Source organism: Actinosynnema sp. NPDC004786, from assembly GCF_053601135.1.
The window spans coordinates 34,525-52,562 of the sequence record NZ_JBSGBG010000030.1; the positions used below are offsets into that span (position 1 = coordinate 34,525).

Consider the following 18,038-nt stretch of genomic DNA (forward strand, 5'->3'; position numbering starts at 1 on the left):
CCGCACCCACCCGCCGGCCAACGCCACCCGGTCCCGCCCGCCTACTCGACCTCCACGATCGGCAACCGCAGCGCACCCGGCGCGCCGGCCGGCACGGCGGGGTGGCGCGGCGGCACCGGGGCGAGCCGCCGGTAGCCCGCCGACTGGTCGGGTCGCCGGTCCGGCTCGCCCTTGTTCGGCCACAGCGCGAACGCGCGCTCCGCCTGCGCGGTGATGGTCAGCGACGGGTTCACGCCCAGGTTCGCCGAGATGGCCGCGCCGTCCACCACGGACAGGCCCGGGTAGCCGTACACCCGGTGGTAGGGGTCGATGACGCCGCCGGCCGGGTCCGAGCCGATCGGGCAGCCGCCGATGAAGTGCGCGGTGAGCGGGACGTTGAACAGCTCGCCCCAGGTGCCGCCCGGGATGCCGTCGATGTGCCGGGCCGCGAGCAGGTTCGCCCGGTGGCCCGCCTCGATGAACGTCGGGTTCGGCTGCCCGTGCCCCTGCTTCGAGGTGAACCTGCGCCGGAACAGGCCCTTCTTGGTGAACGTGGTGATGGAGTTGTCGAGGCTCTGCATCACCAGCAGGATCACCGTCCGCTCGCTCCACCGGCGCACGGACATGAGCCGCGCCAGCCGCAGCGGGTGCCGGACCGCCTGGGCGAGGAACTGCACGACGCGCGGCGTCGACTTGGCGCCGTCCGTGGCCAGCGTCTGGAGCAGCCCCATCACGTTGCTGCCCTTGCCGTAGCGGACCGGCTCGATGTGGGTCTGCTCGTCCGGGTGGATGGACGACGTGATGGCCACGCCCCGGCTGAAGTCGCGCTCCTCGTCCACGGTGAACCGGGCCGCGCCGATGATCGACTCGGAGTTGGTCCGGGTCAGCTCGCCGAGCCGGGGCGACAGCGCGGGCAGCGCGCCCTCGTCCCTCATCCGGTGCAGGAGCTGCTGGGTGCCCCACGTGCCGGCGGCCAGCACGACCTGGCCCGCGGTGATCGTGCGCCGGCCCCTGCGCAGCTTGCCGCCGGTCCGCCGGGTGCCGACCGCCCACGTGCCGTCCGGGGCCTGGCGCAGGTCGGTCACGGTGGTCAGCGGCAGCACCTGCGCGCCGTTGCGCTCGGCCAGGTACAGGTAGTTCTTGACCAGGGTGTTCTTCGCCCCGACCCGACAGCCCGACATGCACGCGCCGCACTGCGTGCAGCCGGTCCGGCTGGGGCCCGCGCCGCCGAAGTACGGGTCCTCGGCGGTCCGGCCCGGCTCGCCGAAGAACACGCCGACCGGCGTCGGGTGGTAGGTGTCGGCCACGCCCATGTCCTCGGCGACCTGCCGCATCACCACGTCCGACGGCGTCGTGGTCGGGTTCTCCACCACGCCGAGCATCCGGCTCGCCTGGTCGTAGAACGGCGCCAGCTCGGCTTCCCAGTCGGTGATGTGCGCCCACTGCCGGTCGGCGTAGAACGGCTTGAGCGGCCGGTACAGCGTGTTCGCGTAGACCAGCGACCCGCCGCCGACCCCCGCCCCGGCCAGCACCATCACGCTGCGCAGGGCGTGGATGCGCTGGATGCCGTAGCAGCCCAGCGCCGGCGCCCACAGGTAGCGCCGCAGGTCCCAGGACGTCTCGGCGAACTCGTCGTCGGCGAACCGGCGGCCGGCCTCGATGACGGCCACCCGGTAGCCCTTCTCGGTGAGCCGGAGGGCGGCGACGCTGCCGCCGAAGCCCGAGCCCACCACCACGACGTCGTAGTCGGTGTTGTTACCGGCGAGTTCACCCATGGTCGCGACATTAGGCGTAACTCGCGGTAACAGCTAGTTCTCAATCGGTTCAGACGCGACCGTCAACCCCTGATGGTGAGGCCGACCTTCTGGAACTCCTTCAGGTCCGAGTAGCCGGTCTTCGCCATCGCCCGGCGCAGCGAGCCGAACAGGTTCGTCACGCCGCGCGGGTCCACCGACGGGCCGAACAGCAGCTTGCGCAGGTCGACGACCTGGTCCACGCCGGTCGACACGTGGCTGCGCGGCACCGACGGGTGCGCCGACGCGGCCGTCCAGTACAGGCCCTGGCCCGGCGCCTCGGACGCCGCCGCCAGCGGCTCGCCCAGCATCACCGCGTCCGCGCCGCACGCGATCGACTTGGCGATGTCGCCGCTGGTCAGCACGCCGCCGTCGGCGATCACGTGCACGTACCGGCCACCGGTCTCGTCCAGGTAGTCCCGGCGCGCCGCGGCGGCGTCGGCGATGGCCGTGGCCATCGGCACGCCGATGCCGAGCACCGAGTCCGTCGTGGTCACGCCCGGCGTGTAGCCGTAGCCGACGATCACGCCCGCCGCGCCCGTGCGCATCAGGTGCATCGCGGTCCGGTAGTCGCCGACGCCGCCCGCGATCACCGGGATGTCCAGGTCGGCGATGAACGACTTGAGGTTCAGCGGCTCGCCGTCGCGCGACACGTGCTCGGCGGAGATGATCGTGCCCTGCACGACCAGGATCTCCACGCCCGCCGCCAGCAGGTCCGGGGTCAGCTCGGCCGCCCGCTGCGGGCTGACCCGCACCGCGACCGTGACGCCCGACTCGCGCACCTGCTTGATCGCCTCGGCGATCAGGTCCACCCGCACCGGCGCGGCGTGCAGCTCCTGGAGCACCTTCACCGGCGCGGCCGGGTCGTCGGTGTCCTCCACCGCCTGCACCAGCCGGAACAGGGCCTCCTCCACGTCGCCGTGCCGGGCCCACAGGCCCTCCGCGTTGAGGACGCCCAACCCGCCCAGCTCGCCGATCGCGACCGCCGTGCCCGGCGACACGATCGCGTCCGTCGGGTGGGTGATCAGGGGGATCTCGAAGCGGTAGGCGTCGATCTGCCACGCCGTCGAGACGTCCTTCGAGGACCGGGTCCTGCGGGACGGGATGATCTCGAGGTCGTCCAACTCGTAGGCCCGCCTCGCGGTCCGGCCCATGCCGATCTCGACCAGATCGCGCACCTTAAACGTCCTTCCGTGGAGCCAGCGGAACCCGGGAACCCTAGCCCAAGGCGATCCGGATCAGCGGGTCGTGTAGTTGGGGGCCTCGACGGTCATGGTGATGTCGTGCGGGTGGCTCTCCTTCAGCCCGGCCGCCGTGATCCGCACGAGCTGCTTGCGCTGGAGGTCGGCGACCGTCTTCGAGCCGGTGTAGCCCATCGCCGCGCGCAGGCCGCCCACGAGCTGGTGCACCACCGACGACAGCGGACCCCGGAACGGCGTGCGGCCCTCGATGCCCTCCGGCACCAGCTTGTCCTCGGACAGCACGTCGTCCTGGAAGTAGCGGTCCTTCGAGTACGACTTGCCCTCGCCGCGGCCCTGGAGCGCGGCCAGCGAGCCCATGCCGCGGTAGGTCTTGAACTGCTTGCCGTTGACCAGCACCAGCTCGCCCGGCGACTCGGCCGTGCCCGCGAGCAGGCTGCCGAGCATGACCGCGCTCGCGCCCGCCGCGATCGCCTTGGCGATGTCGCCGGAGTACTGGATGCCGCCGTCGCCGATCACCGGCACGCCCGCCGGCGCGCACGCCAGGCTGGCCTCGTAGATGGCGGTGATCTGCGGCACACCCACGCCCGCGACGACGCGCGTGGTGCAGATCGAGCCGGGGCCGACGCCGACCTTCACGCCGTCCGCGCCCGCGTCCACCAGCGCCTGCGCGCCCGCGCGGGTGGCCACGTTGCCGCCGACCACGTCGACCTCGTCGCCCAGCTCCTTCTTCACCCGGGCGACCATCTCCAGCACGTTGCGCTGGTGGCCGTGCGCGGTGTCGACCATGATCACGTCGACGCCCGCCTCGGCCAGCGCCATCGCCCGCGCGAAGCTGTCCTCGCCGACGCCGATCGCGGCCGCGCACAGCAGCCGGCCGTCCGGGTCCTTCGAGGCGTTCGGGTACTGCTCGGTCTTGACGAAGTCCTTGACCGTGATCAGGCCGCGCAGCTTGCCGTCGCCGTCCACGATCGGCAGCTTCTCCACCTTGTGCCGGCGCAGCAGGCCCAGCGCGGCCTCCGCCGACACGCCGACCTGGGCGGTGACCAGCGGACCCTTGGTCATCACCTCGCTGACCTTGCGCGAGTGGTCCACCTCGAACCGCATGTCGCGGTTGGTGATGATGCCGACGAGCTTGCCGCTCGCGTCCGTCACCGGCACGCCGGAGATGCGGTAGCGCGCGCACAGCTCGTCGACGTGGCGGATCGTGTCGTCCGGGGTGCAGGTGACCGGGTCGCTCACCATGCCCGCCTCGGACCGCTTCACGGTCTCCACCTGGCGGGCCTGCTCCTCCAGGGACAGGTTGCGGTGCAGCACCCCGATGCCGCCCTGGCGGGCCATCGAGATCGCCATCCGGCCCTCGGTCACGGTGTCCATCGCGGCCGAGGCCAGCGGCACGCGCAGCGTGATGTTGCGCGACAGCTTGGTGCTGGTGTCCACGCCGCTCGGCACGATCTCCGACTCGTCGGGCAGCAGCAGTACGTCGTCGAAGGTCAGTCCCAGCATGGCGAACTTGGGCGGGACTCCGTCAGCGTTGAGCTCGCTGGTCATGGCGGCTGGCTTGCCTTCCGTCGTGCGGCGAACGCGCCGCCGCGGATCGGGTTTCCACAGGCGGCGATGGGTTCAGGTCATGGTATCTGGACGGGGTCGGGGGTCGGCCCGGTACCGTGCGGGGTCGTGCCGCACGACGCGTTGCCACCAGACCCGTTCGCGGGCGACCCGGAGGACCCGGCGCGGGCCCTCGGCGAGCCCGACCACGACCACGACCACCCGCCGATGGACGACGCCGAGCGGGCCGAGCTGGTCGGCGACCTCAGCGACCTCGCGGTGTACCAGGCGCTGCTGGAACCGCGCGGTGTCAGGGGGATCGTGGTGGACTGCGGCGAGTGCCAGGAGCCGCACTACCACGACTGGGCCCTGCTCCGGTCGAGCCTGGAGCAGCTGCTGTCCGACGGCCGGATGCGCCCGCACGAGCCCGCCTACGACCCGGACCCGGCGGCCTACGTGAGCTGGGAGTACTGCCGCGGTTACGCCGACGGGGTCACCGCCACCGAGAGCGCCCGCTGAGATGTGACGAAGCCCGCCCCCGGGAGGGGAGCGGGCTTGGTCACACGCGTGTCAGTTGTTCGTGCCGCCGGTCGTGTCCGACCCGGTCGTCTGCTCGCCGCGGGTCTGGCCGCTGGAGGGCAGCTCGCCCGTCGTCTGCAGGGGCGGCGGCTGCGCCGTGCCGTCCGTGGGCGGCGGGACCGTCTCCGAGCTCGTCGTCGGCACGGTCGTCGTGGTCGGCACCGTGGTCGTCGTCGGCGACGTGGCCGACGGCGTCGTGGTCGTGGTCGTGGTGAGGGCCGCCGTGGTGGACGTGCCCGGCACGGACGACGTGCTCGGCGACGGCGTGGTGCTCGTCAGCTCCTGGAGCAGCGACTCGTGCGTCTGGGTCAGGTCGTCCTTGCCGTCGTCCGGCGAGACCGCGGGCAGTCCCTCGCCCGCCTTGAGCAGCGCGTCCCGCGCCTCGCTGTAGCGGCCCTCGCGCAGCGCGGCCCGCGCGGTGTCGAGGTCGCTGCGCACCGCGACGGCGGCTTCGACGGACCGGGCGTGCTCGGAGTACAGGACCCGGGTCAGGCCCCACAGCGCGTCGCCCGGCTGGGCGTCCCGCGCGACCAGGCTCATCCCGGTGAACGCGATCGCCAGCACGGCGGCGGCGCTCGCGAGGGGGATCAGGTACCGGCGCCCGCCTCGCGGCTGGGGCCGGGCGGCGGCGATCGTGGCCACCGCGGTGTCGGTGTCGACCAGCTCGGCCATCGGCGGCTGCTCGACCTCGCGCCGCCACGCCAGCAGCAGCGCGTTCAGCTCGTCCTCGACGAGCGAGTCGGGCTGGTCGCCGTCCCGGCCGCCCAGGGCGTCGAGCAGCGCGTCGTCAGCCCGGATGCCCGCGAGGTCGTCCCCCGGCCCGACCGCGTTGTCCTCGGTCAGGGTGTCTTCCGACTGCGGCGGTCTCTCATCTCGTCCGCGCACGACTTTCCCGTTGCCCTTCTCGTGCTGGTCAGCCACTCAGACCACCTCCTCCGCTGCCAACGTCTTGCGCAGGCGGGCCAGGGCGCGGTGTTGCGCCACCCGCACCGCGCCGGGCGTGGAGCCCACCGCGTCGGCGGTTTCCTCGGCCGACAGGCCGACCACCACGCGGAGCAGCAGGATCTCCCGCTGCTTCTCCGGGAGGACCTTGAGGAGCAGTGCCATTCGATCGGACAGCTCGCCCTGCATGGCGCGCTGTTCGGGACCGGCCTCCGTTTCGGGGGCGTCGGGGACCTCCGGGACCGGCTCGGACCGGTTCCGGGCTGCGGAGCGATGCGCGTCGGCCACCTTGTGCGCGGCGATCCCGTAGACGAACGCCAAGAACGGCCGACCCTGGTCGCGATAGCTGGGCAGGGCCGTCAGCACCGCGAGACACACCTCCTGGGCCACGTCGTCCGCCGAAGCGAAAGACCTCTCCTGCCTTCCGACTCGGGCGCGGCAGTACCGCACCACCAGGGGTCGGATGGATGCCAGGAGCCGCTCGATCGCGTGGCGGTCGCCATCGACGGCTGCGCCCACTTCGGCGTCCAGTCCGTCCCCCAAGTTGGTCATCGCAGACAACTGCCCTGGTGTTACGCGTAGGCGTACCGACAAAGAACAGCACGGGACGGACAACGTCCCCCGTACTGGTGATGCTCACCGTACCGGTCGCACGGCCGAATGTTCGGCAATGGGGTCCAGATGGGGTCTTTGGACCTCACCTGACCAGCCGACACGCCGTGGACGCACGGCGGCCCGGCGACGCGCGTCCACGCGTCACCGGGCCGGGCTGGAGGAAGAAGTGAAGCTGCGAACCGTCCGACGGATGCGACGGGCCCTCAGAAACCTTCGCCGCCGTGCGTCAGGACACGAGGCCGCGCCGGAAGCCGTGCGCGACGGCCTGGGCGCGGTCCCGGACGCCGAGCTTGCGGAACAAGCGCCGGGCGTGGGTCTTCACCGTGTCCTCGGACAGGTACAGCTCGCGGCCGATCTGCCCGTTGCTCTTGCCCTGGCTCATCCCGCGCAGCACCTGCAGCTCGCGCTCGGTGAGCTGGACGCCCGGGTCCGAGGGCTGGCGCGGCGCGGGCACGCTCGTGCTGGCGAGCGTGTGGGCCAGCGCGGCCACCAGCTCGGGACGCGAGGCGTCCCAGCGGAGGTAGCCACGCGCCCCGCCGGCGATCGCGGCGGCGATGCTGCCCGCGTCGTCCGGTGCGCCGAAGACGATGACGTTTGCCTGCGGGTTGGCCGAGACGAGTCGCCGGGTCGCTTCGACCCCGGTCGGGACGGCGCGCTGGGTGCCAACCAGTACGACGTCGACCGGCTGCCGAGAGAACCGAGCCAACAACTCGTCACCGTGCGCTACGCAGTCGATGCGGCTAACCCCTGGGACAGCCGACATCACGCGGGTGAGACCCTCCCGCACACTGCGCCGGTCGTCGCAAATAAGGACCGTGGTCACGGGGACTCCTTCCTGCAGCCGAGTGACGTTCCACATCCCCTATCGGACGCTAGAGGCCGAACCTTGACACGATCCGGTGCTTAATCCGTCAAGAAGTTCGTCTCAGGGTCTGCGTTCGGGGGTTCCCCGGAACGGAGCAGCGCAGTCGGGATCCACGGCGAGCGGGCCGCGAGCCGGCGGCCGATCGGGTCCGCTCGGCGCAACACGCAGCTCAGAGCGTTTTTCGCCCGTTCCTTCATGTTTTCCGTGCCCGCAATACTGCGGTCTGCCTGCGCGTTTGCCAGGACGAGGGCCGCCGGCCAGGACAACGAAAAAAGTCCCTCGCGGTCAGTGTGAGTTAGGTCACACTCCAGCAGTCGGCACCCCCGATCGACGCTTTCGGGTGTCCCCCGGACCACCAACGCCGTGCCGAGGACGAGGTCCGACTTGAGCGCGTGCCGCCTCGCCCCGGCCTCCCGCGCCACCGCCGCCGCCACCTCCGCGTGCCCCACCGCCTCCTCCGCCGACCCACCGGCCAACGCGATCTCCGCCGCCAACCACCGGTGCCTCACCCGGCTGCGCCACCCCCGGGGCTCGACGAGCCCGTGCAACCGCCGCGCCTCCCCGACCCGCCCGGCCCCGACCGCATCCGCCGCGAGCCCCAACAACGCATCGACCCGCGCACCGGCCGCATCGACGTCGTCCTCGTCCCGGCGCCCGCCACCGGGCACCATCGCCAACGCCCGCCCGTCGAGCACCCGCGCCACCGCGTGCCCACCCAACTGCCGCCGGTGCGAAGCGAGCGTCGACGCCGCCAACGACCCGAACAACCCCCCACCCCGCACCAACTCGGACAGAACCGCCACCGCCGCCGCATACCGCCCCTGCCCACCGAGCGCCACCGCCGCCAACCACCGCTCCTCCACCCCACCACCACGCAACGCCGCCCACACCTCATCCCCGGGCCGATCCCCGAACGCCACCCGCCGCAGCTCCACAACCCCTCCTCCACCCCCCACCGGCCAACCACCTGCCCTTCCCCAACAGGAGGGTTCCGACCAACGACGCAACCGGGGTTTCACCACCCACCCCCGTCATCCTGCTGATCCGCCCGTCCGGCGAGGACGCTCTTGATCTTCCGACCTTCGATCCCACCCCCTCACACCTCACAAACCGCCCTCTCCACCACATCCGCCGCCGACCCGAGGTCGTTGACCCGCTCCGCCGGCTGCGGCACCACCCCGCGCTCCCACCCGGGTCCCCCGACGAACACCCGCACCTGCTGCCGCGTCCGCGGCAACCCCGCCACGACGCCCGGATCGGCGTACCGCGGCAACTGCGCCCACAGCACCACCGCCGCCGGCGCGGTCCGCCGCACCGCCGCCGCCAGGGCGTCCGCCGGCAGCGCCGCCCCGAGCTGCCGCACCCCGACCCCGCGCCGCCCCAGCACCGCCGCCAACGCGTACAGCGGCAGGTCGTGCCGCTCGTCCGGCGCGCACGCCAGCAGCACGGGCCGGTGGTTGCGCGGCTGCGCCACCACCGGCGTCGCCCGGACCAGCGCCGCCAGCACGCACGCCTCCACCAGGTGCGACACCTCCACCCCGGCCCCGGAGTGCTCCCACCTCGCCGTGATGGCGGCCATCACCGGCCGCACCACCTCGTTCCACGTGGCGACCACGCCGTCGGCCTCGATCGCGTCCGCGAGCAACCCCTGCACCGCCGCCGAGTCCATCGCCAACGCCGCCCGCCCCACCCCGCGGGCCCGCCGGTTGGCCGCCTGCAGCTTCAGCCCCCGCCCACCGGCCGCTCCCGACGTCCCGTCGACCTCACCGCCCGTGACCACCGCCGACAGCGGCGCGCGCACGGGGCCGGCGAGCGCGTACTTGGCCGCCTCCGCCGACGACGCGCCGCGCAGCAGCGCCCGCTGCATCAGCTCCAAGCGCGCCACGTCGAGTGGCGCGTACCTGCGGTGTCGCCCGGTTGTGTGATCGCTGGGTCCGAGGCCGTACCGGCGGTCCCAGGTGCGCAGCGTGGCCGGCGCGACGCCGAGCCGACGCGCCACGGCCGCCACCGACAGGGTCACCGAATCCGCTGGATCTTCTTCTGCCTCAACCGTTTCCGGCTCGCCGTCCGACAGGGCGCCGGCGTGGTCGGGGGGCGTCGTCACGCGGACATCGTCCGTTCACCTGACGTCACCGGCAACTCCGTTTACCACGCCGGGAGATCACCCATCGTATGAATTGCCGTCAAAAGCCCTCACACCCCCTTGAACAAGTTTTGGCGCGGTTCTACGGTGGATCATCGTTAAGCCGAATGGAGCAGTTCTCGTCCATGGGCCAAGGAGGCGGTCTCGATGGCGGACACCCGAAGGCTTCCCGGTCCCAACGCGGATCTGTGGGACTGGCAGATGCGCGGCTCCTGCCGCGGGATGGACAGCGCGTTCTTCTTCCACCCGGACGGGGAACGCGGACCGGCACGGGCCCGCCGGGAGGCGCGGGCGAAGGCGGTGTGCCTGTCGTGCCCGGTGTTGGAGATGTGTCGGCGGCACGCCTTGGCGGTCCAGGAGCCCTACGGGATCTGGGGCGGCCTCTCGGAGTCCGAGCGGGACAGCATCATCAAGGCGCGCAAGCGCCAGCTGACGCCTGCCTGACCGCTGCGCCCCGCCGAACGCGCGGGAGGGGCGACACCTCGCGGGTGCCGCCCCTCCCGTACGCCGTGCTCCGGGACCTCGACCCGAGGTCCGCGGCCCGGTGCGAGACCCACGACCGGGACCCACCGCCCCGGCCGCGGCCTCGACCGGCTCTCAGTGACCGTGCCCGTGCCCGTGGCCGTGACCGGCCGCCGCGGCGGGCTCCTCTTCCTTCTTCTCCACGACGGCGCTCTCCGTGGTGAGCACCATGCGGGCGATGGAAGCGGCGTTGGTGACCGCGGACCGCGTCACCTTGACCGGGTCGATGATCCCGGCCTCCAGCAGGTCGCCGTAGGACAGGGTGGCGGCGTTGAGGCCGAAGCCCCAGTCCTGCTCGCGCACCTTGTTCACCACGACCGCGCCCTCCAGGCCCGCGTTCGCCGCGATCCAGAACAGCGCCGAGCCGAGGGCCTCGCGGACGATCGCGACACCGGTCGCCTCGTCGCCGGACAGGCCGAGCCCGCCGTCGAGCACCTTGGCCGCGTGCACCAGGGCCGAACCGCCGCCGGGCACGATGCCCTCCTCGACCGCCGCCTTGGTCGCCGACACCGCGTCCTCGATGCGGTGCTTGCGCTCCTTCAGCTCGGTCTCGGTGGCCGCGCCGACCTTGATCACGGCGATGCCGCCGGACAGCTTGGCCAGCCGCTCCTGCAGCTTCTCGCGGTCCCAGTCGGAGTCGGTGGCCTCGATCTCGCGGCGCAGCTGCTCCGCGCGGGCCGCGACGTCGGCCTTGGTGCCGCCGCCGTCGACGATGGTCGTGTTGTCCTTCGACACCACGACCCGCCGGGCGGTGCCCAGCACGTCGAGGTTCGCCTCGGACAGCTTCAGGCCGACCTCGGCCGAGATGACCGTGGCGCCGGTGACGACGGCCAGGTCGTCCAGGAACGCCTTGCGGCGGTCGCCGAAGTACGGGGCCTTGACCGCGACCACGCGCAGCGTCTTGCGCAGCGCGTTGACGACCAGGGTGGACAGCGCCTCGCCCTCGACGTCCTCGGCGATGATGACCAGCGGCTTGCCGGCCTCGGCGACCTTCTCCAGGATCGGCAGCAGGTCGGCCAGCGCCGAGATCTTCTCGCGGTGCAGCAGGATGCGGGCGTCCTCGAACACCGCCTCCTGGGCCTCCAGGTCGGTCGCGAAGTGCGCCGACACGTAGCCCTTGTCGAACTGCACGCCCTCGGTGATCTGCAGCTCGGTGGCCATCGAGGAGGACTCCTCGACGGTGATCACACCGTCCTCGCCGACCTTCTCGATGGCTTCGCCGAGCAGGGCGCCGATGGACTCGTCGCGGGACGAGACGGTGCCGACCTGGGCGATGTTGTCGCGGCCCTTGACCGGGGTGGCCTTGGCCTTGAGGGCGTCCACGACGGCCTCGGCCGCGGCGTGGATGCCGACGCCCAGCGACATCGGGTTCGCGCCCGCCGCCACGTTGCGCAGACCCACCCGCACCATGGCCTGGGCCAGCACGGTCGCGGTGGTGGTGCCGTCGCCGGCCACGTCGTTGGTCTTGGTGGCGACGCTCTTGGCGAGCTGCGCGCCCAGGTTCTCGAACGCGTCGTCCAGCTCGACCTCGCGGGCGATGGTCACACCGTCGTTGGTGACCGTCGGCCCGCCGAACTTCTTGTCGAGCACGACGTGCCGCCCGCGCGGACCGAGGGTCACCTTGACCGTGTCCGCGAGCTTGTTCACACCGCGCTCGAGCGCCCGACGAGCGTCCTCGTCGAAGCTGATCTGCTTGGCCATTACCTACGCCTCTCTCGATGCGAAACGCCCCGGGAAGCCCCGGGAAGGGGTTCGCCGGGGCGCCTTGCGTGTCAGCCGAGCGTCAGTTGATGACGGCCAGCACGTCGCGGGCGGAGAGGATCAGGTACTCCTCGCCGTTGTACTTGACCTCGGTGCCGCCGTACTTGGAGTAGATGACGACGTCGCCGACAGCCACGTCCACGGGGACGCGGTTGCCCTTGTCGTCGATCCGGCCGGGGCCGACCGCGAGGACCTTGCCCTCCTGGGGCTTCTCCTTCGCGGTGTCCGGGATCACGAGGCCGGAAGCGGTCGTGGTCTCGGCCTCGCTGGCCTGGACGACGATCTTGTCCTCGAGCGGCTTGATGTTCACGCTCACCGGGCTGACCTCCACGGTCGTCGAAAGCGTTGGCAGGTTGCGTTACGGCTCCTGCCACCCCGCCGTCGCGGGGGTCGGGGCGGTTGCTGGTGCCGTGCATCTAGCACTCTACCCACGCGAGTGCCAACGCTTCAACGACCCCCCGGCACCGGCCGGGTGAAGTCGTCCACTCGTGTCACACCGCCGTTCACCTGGTCGCCAACCCGATCCGCCACGGTGTCGTGCCATGACCACCGTGACCCGACGTTCCCTGCTCATCGGCGGCGCGGCCGGTGTGGCCCTCGCCACCACCGGCGCGGGCTCCGCCAAGCTCGGCGACCCCTTCACCCTCGGCGTGGCCTCCGGCGACCCGAGTTCCGACGGCATGGTGCTGTGGACGCGCCTGGCCACCTCCCCGCTGAACGAGGACGGCCTCGGCGGCATGCCCGACCGGGTCGTGCCCGTGCAGTGGGAGCTGGCCGAGGACGAGCGCTTCCGCCGCGTGGTGCGGCGCGGCGTGGCGGCCGCCCGCCCCGAGTCCGCGCACAGCGTGCACGTGGAGACCTTCGGCCTGCGGCCCGGCCGCGAGTACTTCTACCGGTTCAAGGTGGCCAACCACCTGTCGCCGGTCGGCCGCACGCGCACCACGCCCGAGCCGTGGGTGCTCGGCCAGGACCTGACCATGTGCTTCGCGTCGTGCTCGCACTACGGCGAGGGCTACTTCACCGCGTACCGGCGGCTCGCCGAGGACCACCCGGACGTGGTCCTCCACCTGGGCGACTACCAGTACGAGTACGCGGCCAAGGCGGCGGACGTGCGCACCGTCGTCGGCCCGGAGACCCGCACGCTGGCCGACTACCGGCTGCGGCACGCCCAGTACAAGACCGACGAGGACCTTCAGTTCGCGCACTCGGTGGCGCCGTGGGTCGTGGTCTGGGACGACCACGAGACCGAGAACAACTGGGCCGACGAGGTGCCCGAGCAGCCGGACCCGGACTTCCCCGCCCGGCGCGCCGCGGCGTTCCAGGCGTACTACGAGAACATGCCGCTGCGCCGCGGCGCCCGGCCCAACGGCATCGACATGCAGCTCTACCGGCGCGTGCAGTGGGGCGGCCTGGTCAACTTCCACATGCTCGACACCCGCCAGTACCGCGACGACCAGGCGTGCGGCGACGGCTGGAAGACCTGCGCCGACGCCGGGCTGCCCACCCGGACGATCACCGGCGCGGCCCAGGAGGCGTGGCTGCTCGACGGGTTCCGCCGGTCGCGGTCGCGGTGGGACGTGCTCGGCCAGCAGGTGTTCTTCGCCGAGCGCGACCGCAAGGACGGGCCGGAGAAGGAGCTGTCGATGGACTCCTGGGACGGCTACCTGGCGTCCCGCGACCGGGTGACGCGGGGCTGGGTCGACGCGAAGGTCCGCAACGCGGTCGTGCTCACCGGCGACGTGCACGCGGCCTACGCCGCCGACATCAAGGCCGACTGGAACGACCCGGCGTCGTCGCGGACCGTGGGCACCGAGCTGGTGTGCACGTCGGTCACCTCCGGCGGCGACGGCAACGACACGGTGGACCAGGTGCAGCTGCGCAACAACCCGCACATCAAGCTGCACAGCAGGCGGCGCGGGTACGTGCGCACCAGGTTCACCGCGCGCGAGCTGCGGGCGGACTTCCGGGCGCTGCCGTACGTGCGGACGGCCGGGGCGGAGGCCACGACGCTGAAGTCGTTCGTGGTCGAGGACCGCAACCCCGGCCTGAACCCGGTCTGACCGCACCGGGGGCCGGCCCCGGCCGGCTCCCGGTCACCCCCGCAGGACGTTGATCAGGGCGGTCCAGCTGTCCTTGCCGTGCCCCGCCGCGACGGCGCGGTCGTAGAGGGACCGGACCGCCTTGGGCAGCGCGGTGTCGATCCCGGCGGCCTCGCTCGCGCCCACGACGTGCGCCGCGGTGGCGCCCATCATGGCCGCGTTGGCGAGGTCGCCGGGGTGCTCGCCGGAGTCGACGTGCCGCGCGGTCTCCTCGACGTACATCGACAGCGTGGACAGGTTGTCCACGAGGTAGGGCGCGTACCGCTCGGCCGTCACGCCCGCCGACTTCGCCAGCGCGATGCCGTGCAGCATCCCGGCCAGCGCGGTCAGGAAGACGTCGAGCTGCGCCTGGTACAGCAGTTGCGCGAGGCCGTGGTCCGCGCCGAGGTAGTCCGGCCTGCCGAGCACCGCGAGCGTGTCGGCGCACCGGTCGAACACCTCGCGCGGGCCGCTGTAGAACACGTACGCCGCCGGGTGGCCGACCATCTCGGCGTTCGCCATGACGCCGCCGACCAGCAGCTCCGCGCCCCTCCCGGCGAGCGCGGCGGCGGCCTCGCGGGTCCGGTCGGGCGTGTCCGAGCCGAGGTTGACCACGACGCGGCCGTCGAGGTCCACCCCGTCGAGGACGGCGTCCGCGGCGGCGTAGTCGGTGAGGCTGAGGACCAGCAGCCGGTTCGCCGCCACGGCGTCGGCGGCGGTCGCGGCACGGGTCGCGCCCAGGGCGACGAGGCCGTCGGCGCGGGCGGGCGTGCGGTTCCAGACCGTGGTCGGGTGACCGGCGTCGAGGAACCTGCGGACCATGGCCTGCCCCATCGGGCCGAGGCCGATCACGGTCAGCGGGGTCTTGTCGCTCATGCGTTCTCACTCCTTCGTGTCGCTACCACGGTCGTCAAGGCCGCGCACGGTCCGCTGGGGATCCGCTGGGGGTCCGCCGGTTACGGTCCGTGCGTGAGATTCGGGGTGTTGGGGCCGCTGGGGGTGTGGACGGCGGGCGGCGAGGCGGTCCGGGTGCCGGAGGCGAAGGTGCGGCTGCTGCTGGCGGACCTGCTCGCGCACGAGGGGCGGCCCGTCCCGGCGGACCGGTTGGCGTTCGACCTGTGGGGCGACGAGCCGCCCGGCAACCCGGTGAACACGTTGCAGACCAAGGTTTCCCAGCTGCGGCGGGCGCTGGAGGCGGCGGAGCCGGGCGGGCGGGAGCTGGTCGCGCACGGGCCCGCCGGGTACTCGGTGCGGGTGGACTCGTCCACTGTGGACGTTCTGCGGTTCCGGGAGCTGGTGGCGGGCGGGCGGCCCGGCGAGGCGCTGGCGCTGTGGCGCGGCGAGCCGCTGGCGGAGTTCGCCGACGCGCCGTTCCTCGCGCCGATCGTCGCGCGGTGGCAGGAGGAACGGCTGTCAGCCGTGGAAGATTTCGCTGGATCGAGTGAAATCGACCTGGCGGCGGAGGTGGCGCGGCACCCGTTGCGCGAACGGTTGCGCGCCCTGCACATGAAGGCCCTCTACCGGGCCGGTCGGCAGGTGGAGGCCCTGGAGAGCTACGCCGCGCTGCGCCGGCTGCTGGCCGAGGAGCTGGGCCTGGAACCGGGGCCCGAGCTGGTCGCCCTGCACCGCGCGATCCTGGACCACGACCCCGCCCTCGGCCCCGTCACGTCGGCGCGCACGAACCTCCCCGTGCCCGTCACGGACCTGGTCGGCCGGGACCAGGCGGTGCGGGACCTGTGCGAGCTGCCCCGGCACGCCCGGCTGGTGACGCTGACCGGTCCCGGCGGGGTCGGCAAGACGAGCCTCGCCCTGGAGGTCGCCCGGCGGGTGTCGGTGGTGGACGGGGTGTGGCTGGTCGAGCTGGCGGGCGTGGGCCGGCCCGAGCAGGTGGTGACCGCGGTGGCCGACGCGCTGGGCGTGCGCGAGGACGCGTCCGGCGCGGCGCTGGTGGAGGCGTTGCGCGACCGCGAGGTGCTGCTGGTGCTGGACAACTGCGAGCGGCTGGTCGAACCGGTCGCCGCGCTGGTGTCCCGGCTGCTGCGGGCGCTGCCGGGGCTGCGGGTGCTGGCCACCGGCCAGGAACCGCTCGGCCTGGCCTTCGAGGTGGTGTGGGCCGTGCCGCCGCTGGACGTGGCGGACGCCGTGGAGCTGTTCGCGGCCCGCGCCGCGGCCGCCGCGCCGGGCTTCGCGGTGACGCCGGCGAACGCGGCGGTGGTCGAGGCGATCTGCCGCCGGCTCGACGGGTTGCCGCTGGCGCTGGAGCTGGCCGCGACGCGGGTGCGCGGCCTCGGCGTGACCGCGCTGCTGGACCGGCTCGACGACCGGTTCCGGCTGCTGGACCGGGGCCACCGGGACGCGCCCGCCCGGCAGCGCACGCTGCGCGCGATGATCGACTGGAGCTGGGACCTGCTGGGCGACGCCGAGCGGGTCGTGCTGCGGCGGCTGTCCGTGCACGTGGACGGGTGCGCGCTGGACGCCGCCGAGGCCGTGTGCGCGGGCGGTGGCGTGGCCGCCGACGAGGTGCTGGACGTGCTCACCCGGCTGGTCGACCGGTCGCTGGTGGTGGCCCCGGAGCACACCGGCGAGCCGCGGTTCCGGCTGCTGGAGTCGGTCGCCGACTACGGGCGGGAGCGGCTGCGCGAGGCGGGCGAGCTGGACGCCGTGCGGGCCGCGCACGCGGCGTTCCACCTCGCGCTGGCCGAACGGGCGGACGCGGAGCTGCGCGGGCCGCGGCAGCTGGAGTGGCTGCACCGGCTCGACGCCGACACGGCGAACCTGCGGGCCGCGCACGACGCCGCGGGCCCGGCCGACGCGGCCCGGCTGAGCCGCGCGTTGACGTGGTACTGGTTCCTGCGCGGCCGGCTGCGGGAGGGGCGGCGGCTGATGACCGCGACCGACCCGGTGACGGTGGCGTGGCGGACCGGGTTCGGCCTCCTGCTGGGCGAGCCGGCCGAACCGGCGGCGATCTCGGGCACGGCGGGCATCGCGGACCCGGCGCAGCGGGCGCGGGCGCGGTGGTTCCTGGGCTACGCGCTGTCCACCGTGGGGGACATGCCCACCGCCGAGGAGCTGACGGGGCAGGCGTTGGCGGCGTTCGAGGAGTCGGGCGACCGGTGGGGCGTGGCCGCCGCGCACAGCGACCGGGTGAGCCAGGCGCTCGCGCGCGGCCGGGTGGACGAGGCGCGGGCGTCGGCCTCGCGGTCGGCCGAGCTGTTCGCGGCGCTGGGCGAGCGGTGGGGGCAGTTGAAGGCGTCGTTCGGGTTGGGCGTGCTGGCGCAGCTGTCCGGGGACAACGCGCGGGCTGAGGCCGTGCACCGGGACGGGCTGCGGGTGGCCGAGGAGCTGCGGTCGTGGCCGGAGGTGTCGTACAAGCTGTCCTGGCTGGGCCGGGTCGCGTTGACCGCGGGCGACCACGCGAAGGCGCGTGAGCTGCACGAACGTGCCCGTCGGGTGGCGGCGGAGCACGGGTTCTCGCCGGGTGAGGTGTACGCGGAGACCGGGTTGGCGCTGGGCGCTCGGCGGGAGGGCCGACTGGCGGCGGCCGAGGCGCACTGGGAGCGGCTGCGGCCGTGGTACCGGCAGGTCGGGTTCGAGGCCGGCGCGACGTTGATGCTGGCGGAGCTGGGGTTCGTGGCCGAGCTGCGCGGTGACGCGGCGGGGGCGGGGGAGCTGCACGCGCGGGGGTTGGCGTTGGCGCGGCAGGTCGGCGACCCGCGGGCGGTCGCGTTGGCGTTGGAAGGGCTGGCGGGCGCGCGGGCGCTGGCGGGTGACGCGAAGACCGCGGCCCGGTTGCTGGGGGCGGCGACGGCGGCGCGCGCGTCGGTGGGCGTGCCGCTGCCGCCGGGGGAACGCGGTGACGTGGACCGGATCGAGGCGGCGGCGCGTGCCGCCCTGGGCGGGCCGGTGTTCGCCGCGGCGTTCGACGCCGGGCACGCCGAAGGGCTGGACGTGCCGTTCTGAGCGTTCAACACGGGTGTTCGGAACGCAGGACACGCGCGTTCCGGACGTAGGACA

At 73.2% G+C, this 18,038-nt stretch carries 15 protein-coding genes; 4 read left to right on the forward strand and 11 right to left on the reverse strand.

Features of this window, described 5'->3' with window-relative positions; translation table 11 throughout:
• Positions 1-41: 41 nt before the first annotated feature.
• The 3 genes from ACWEFJ_RS24895 to guaB form a co-directional block, all read right to left on the reverse strand.
• Entirely contained in the window at positions 42-1,754 is a 1,713-nt protein-coding gene (locus ACWEFJ_RS24895; RefSeq protein WP_449715242.1) for an FAD-dependent oxidoreductase, read from the reverse strand.
• A gap of 62 nt (positions 1,755-1,816) precedes the next feature.
• Positions 1,817-2,950, reverse strand: a complete 1,134-nt coding sequence (locus tag ACWEFJ_RS24900) for a GuaB3 family IMP dehydrogenase-related protein (protein ID WP_378083215.1) — start codon at positions 2,948-2,950, stop codon at positions 1,817-1,819.
• Between the two features lie 60 nt (positions 2,951-3,010).
• Positions 3,011-4,522 (reverse strand): IMP dehydrogenase, encoded by a 1,512-nt coding sequence (gene guaB, locus ACWEFJ_RS24905; protein WP_378083213.1) that lies wholly within the window; start codon positions 4,520-4,522, stop codon positions 3,011-3,013.
• 66 nt (positions 4,523-4,588) lie between these two features.
• On the opposite strand from guaB, the gene ACWEFJ_RS24910 reads away from it, so the two are divergent.
• The gene (locus tag ACWEFJ_RS24910) at positions 4,589-5,038 is read left to right on the forward strand and encodes a DUF5319 domain-containing protein (RefSeq protein ID WP_378083211.1); all 450 of its coding nucleotides are present in this window, start codon (positions 4,589-4,591) and stop codon (positions 5,036-5,038) included.
• Between the two features lie 51 nt (positions 5,039-5,089).
• Here ACWEFJ_RS24910 and ACWEFJ_RS24915 read toward each other — a convergent pair whose 3' ends face one another.
• From ACWEFJ_RS24915 to ACWEFJ_RS24935, 5 genes are all read right to left on the reverse strand, one after another.
• Positions 5,090-6,019 carry an anti-sigma-D factor RsdA gene (locus ACWEFJ_RS24915; protein ID WP_378083208.1) on the reverse strand — a complete coding sequence of 310 codons (930 nt, stop codon included), beginning with the start codon at positions 6,017-6,019 and terminating at the stop codon, positions 5,090-5,092.
• Positions 6,020-6,592: a sigma-70 family RNA polymerase sigma factor gene (locus tag ACWEFJ_RS24920; protein WP_141980366.1), complete on the reverse strand. Its 573-nt coding sequence runs from the start codon at positions 6,590-6,592 to the stop codon at positions 6,020-6,022.
• A 289-nt stretch (positions 6,593-6,881) separates the two neighbouring features.
• On the reverse strand, positions 6,882-7,478 hold the full coding sequence (locus tag ACWEFJ_RS24925) for a response regulator transcription factor (RefSeq protein WP_015805222.1): 597 nt from the start codon (positions 7,476-7,478) through the stop codon (positions 6,882-6,884).
• Between the two features lie 80 nt (positions 7,479-7,558).
• Positions 7,559-8,455, reverse strand: coding sequence for a hypothetical protein (locus tag ACWEFJ_RS24930; protein ID WP_378083207.1), 897 nt, complete (start codon positions 8,453-8,455; stop codon positions 7,559-7,561).
• A 161-nt stretch (positions 8,456-8,616) separates the two neighbouring features.
• Positions 8,617-9,540 carry a MerR family transcriptional regulator gene (locus ACWEFJ_RS24935; protein ID WP_449715243.1) on the reverse strand — a complete coding sequence of 308 codons (924 nt, stop codon included), beginning with the start codon at positions 9,538-9,540 and terminating at the stop codon, positions 8,617-8,619.
• 270 nt (positions 9,541-9,810) lie between these two features.
• On the opposite strand from ACWEFJ_RS24935, the gene ACWEFJ_RS24940 reads away from it, so the two are divergent.
• Positions 9,811-10,107 (forward strand): WhiB family transcriptional regulator, encoded by a 297-nt coding sequence (locus tag ACWEFJ_RS24940; RefSeq protein ID WP_033428626.1) that lies wholly within the window; start codon positions 9,811-9,813, stop codon positions 10,105-10,107.
• A 153-nt stretch (positions 10,108-10,260) separates the two neighbouring features.
• On the opposite strand, the gene groL is transcribed toward ACWEFJ_RS24940, so the two are convergent.
• A complete protein-coding gene (gene groL / locus ACWEFJ_RS24945; protein ID WP_378083204.1) occupies positions 10,261-11,886 on the reverse strand; it encodes a chaperonin GroEL in 1,626 nt (541 codons plus the stop codon).
• An 82-nt stretch (positions 11,887-11,968) separates the two neighbouring features.
• Entirely contained in the window at positions 11,969-12,262 is a 294-nt protein-coding gene (gene groES / locus ACWEFJ_RS24950) for a co-chaperone GroES (RefSeq protein WP_033428811.1), read from the reverse strand.
• Positions 12,263-12,488: 226 nt separating this feature from the next.
• On the opposite strand from groES, the gene ACWEFJ_RS24955 reads away from it, so the two are divergent.
• On the forward strand, positions 12,489-14,006 hold the full coding sequence (locus ACWEFJ_RS24955) for an alkaline phosphatase D family protein (protein WP_378083202.1): 1,518 nt from the start codon (positions 12,489-12,491) through the stop codon (positions 14,004-14,006).
• 33 nt (positions 14,007-14,039) lie between these two features.
• On the opposite strand, the gene ACWEFJ_RS24960 is transcribed toward ACWEFJ_RS24955, so the two are convergent.
• Positions 14,040-14,900: an NAD(P)-dependent oxidoreductase gene (locus ACWEFJ_RS24960; protein WP_378083201.1), complete on the reverse strand. Its 861-nt coding sequence runs from the start codon at positions 14,898-14,900 to the stop codon at positions 14,040-14,042.
• Between the two features lie 93 nt (positions 14,901-14,993).
• Here ACWEFJ_RS24960 and ACWEFJ_RS24965 point away from each other — a divergent pair, with 93 nt between their 5' ends.
• Positions 14,994-17,984, forward strand: coding sequence for a BTAD domain-containing putative transcriptional regulator (locus tag ACWEFJ_RS24965; protein WP_449715244.1), 2,991 nt, complete (start codon positions 14,994-14,996; stop codon positions 17,982-17,984).
• Positions 17,985-18,038 lie beyond the last annotated feature (54 nt).

Coding starts and splice junctions, on each gene's coding strand:
- ACWEFJ_RS24895 (WP_449715242.1), bottom strand. CDS start 1,754: ATGGGTGAACTCGCCGGTAACAACACCGACTACGACGTCGTGGTGGTG.
- guaB (WP_378083213.1), bottom strand. CDS start 4,522: ATGACCAGCGAGCTCAACGCTGACGGAGTCCCGCCCAAGTTCGCCATG.
- ACWEFJ_RS24910 (WP_378083211.1), top strand. CDS start 4,589: ATGGGTTCAGGTCATGGTATCTGGACGGGGTCGGGGGTCGGCCCGGTA.
- ACWEFJ_RS24920 (WP_141980366.1), bottom strand. CDS start 6,592: ATGACCAACTTGGGGGACGGACTGGACGCCGAAGTGGGCGCAGCCGTC.
- ACWEFJ_RS24940 (WP_033428626.1), top strand. CDS start 9,811: ATGGCGGACACCCGAAGGCTTCCCGGTCCCAACGCGGATCTGTGGGAC.
- groL (WP_378083204.1), bottom strand. CDS start 11,886: ATGGCCAAGCAGATCAGCTTCGACGAGGACGCTCGTCGGGCGCTCGAG.
- ACWEFJ_RS24955 (WP_378083202.1), top strand. CDS start 12,489: ATGACCACCGTGACCCGACGTTCCCTGCTCATCGGCGGCGCGGCCGGT.
- ACWEFJ_RS24960 (WP_378083201.1), bottom strand. CDS start 14,900: ATGAGCGACAAGACCCCGCTGACCGTGATCGGCCTCGGCCCGATGGGG.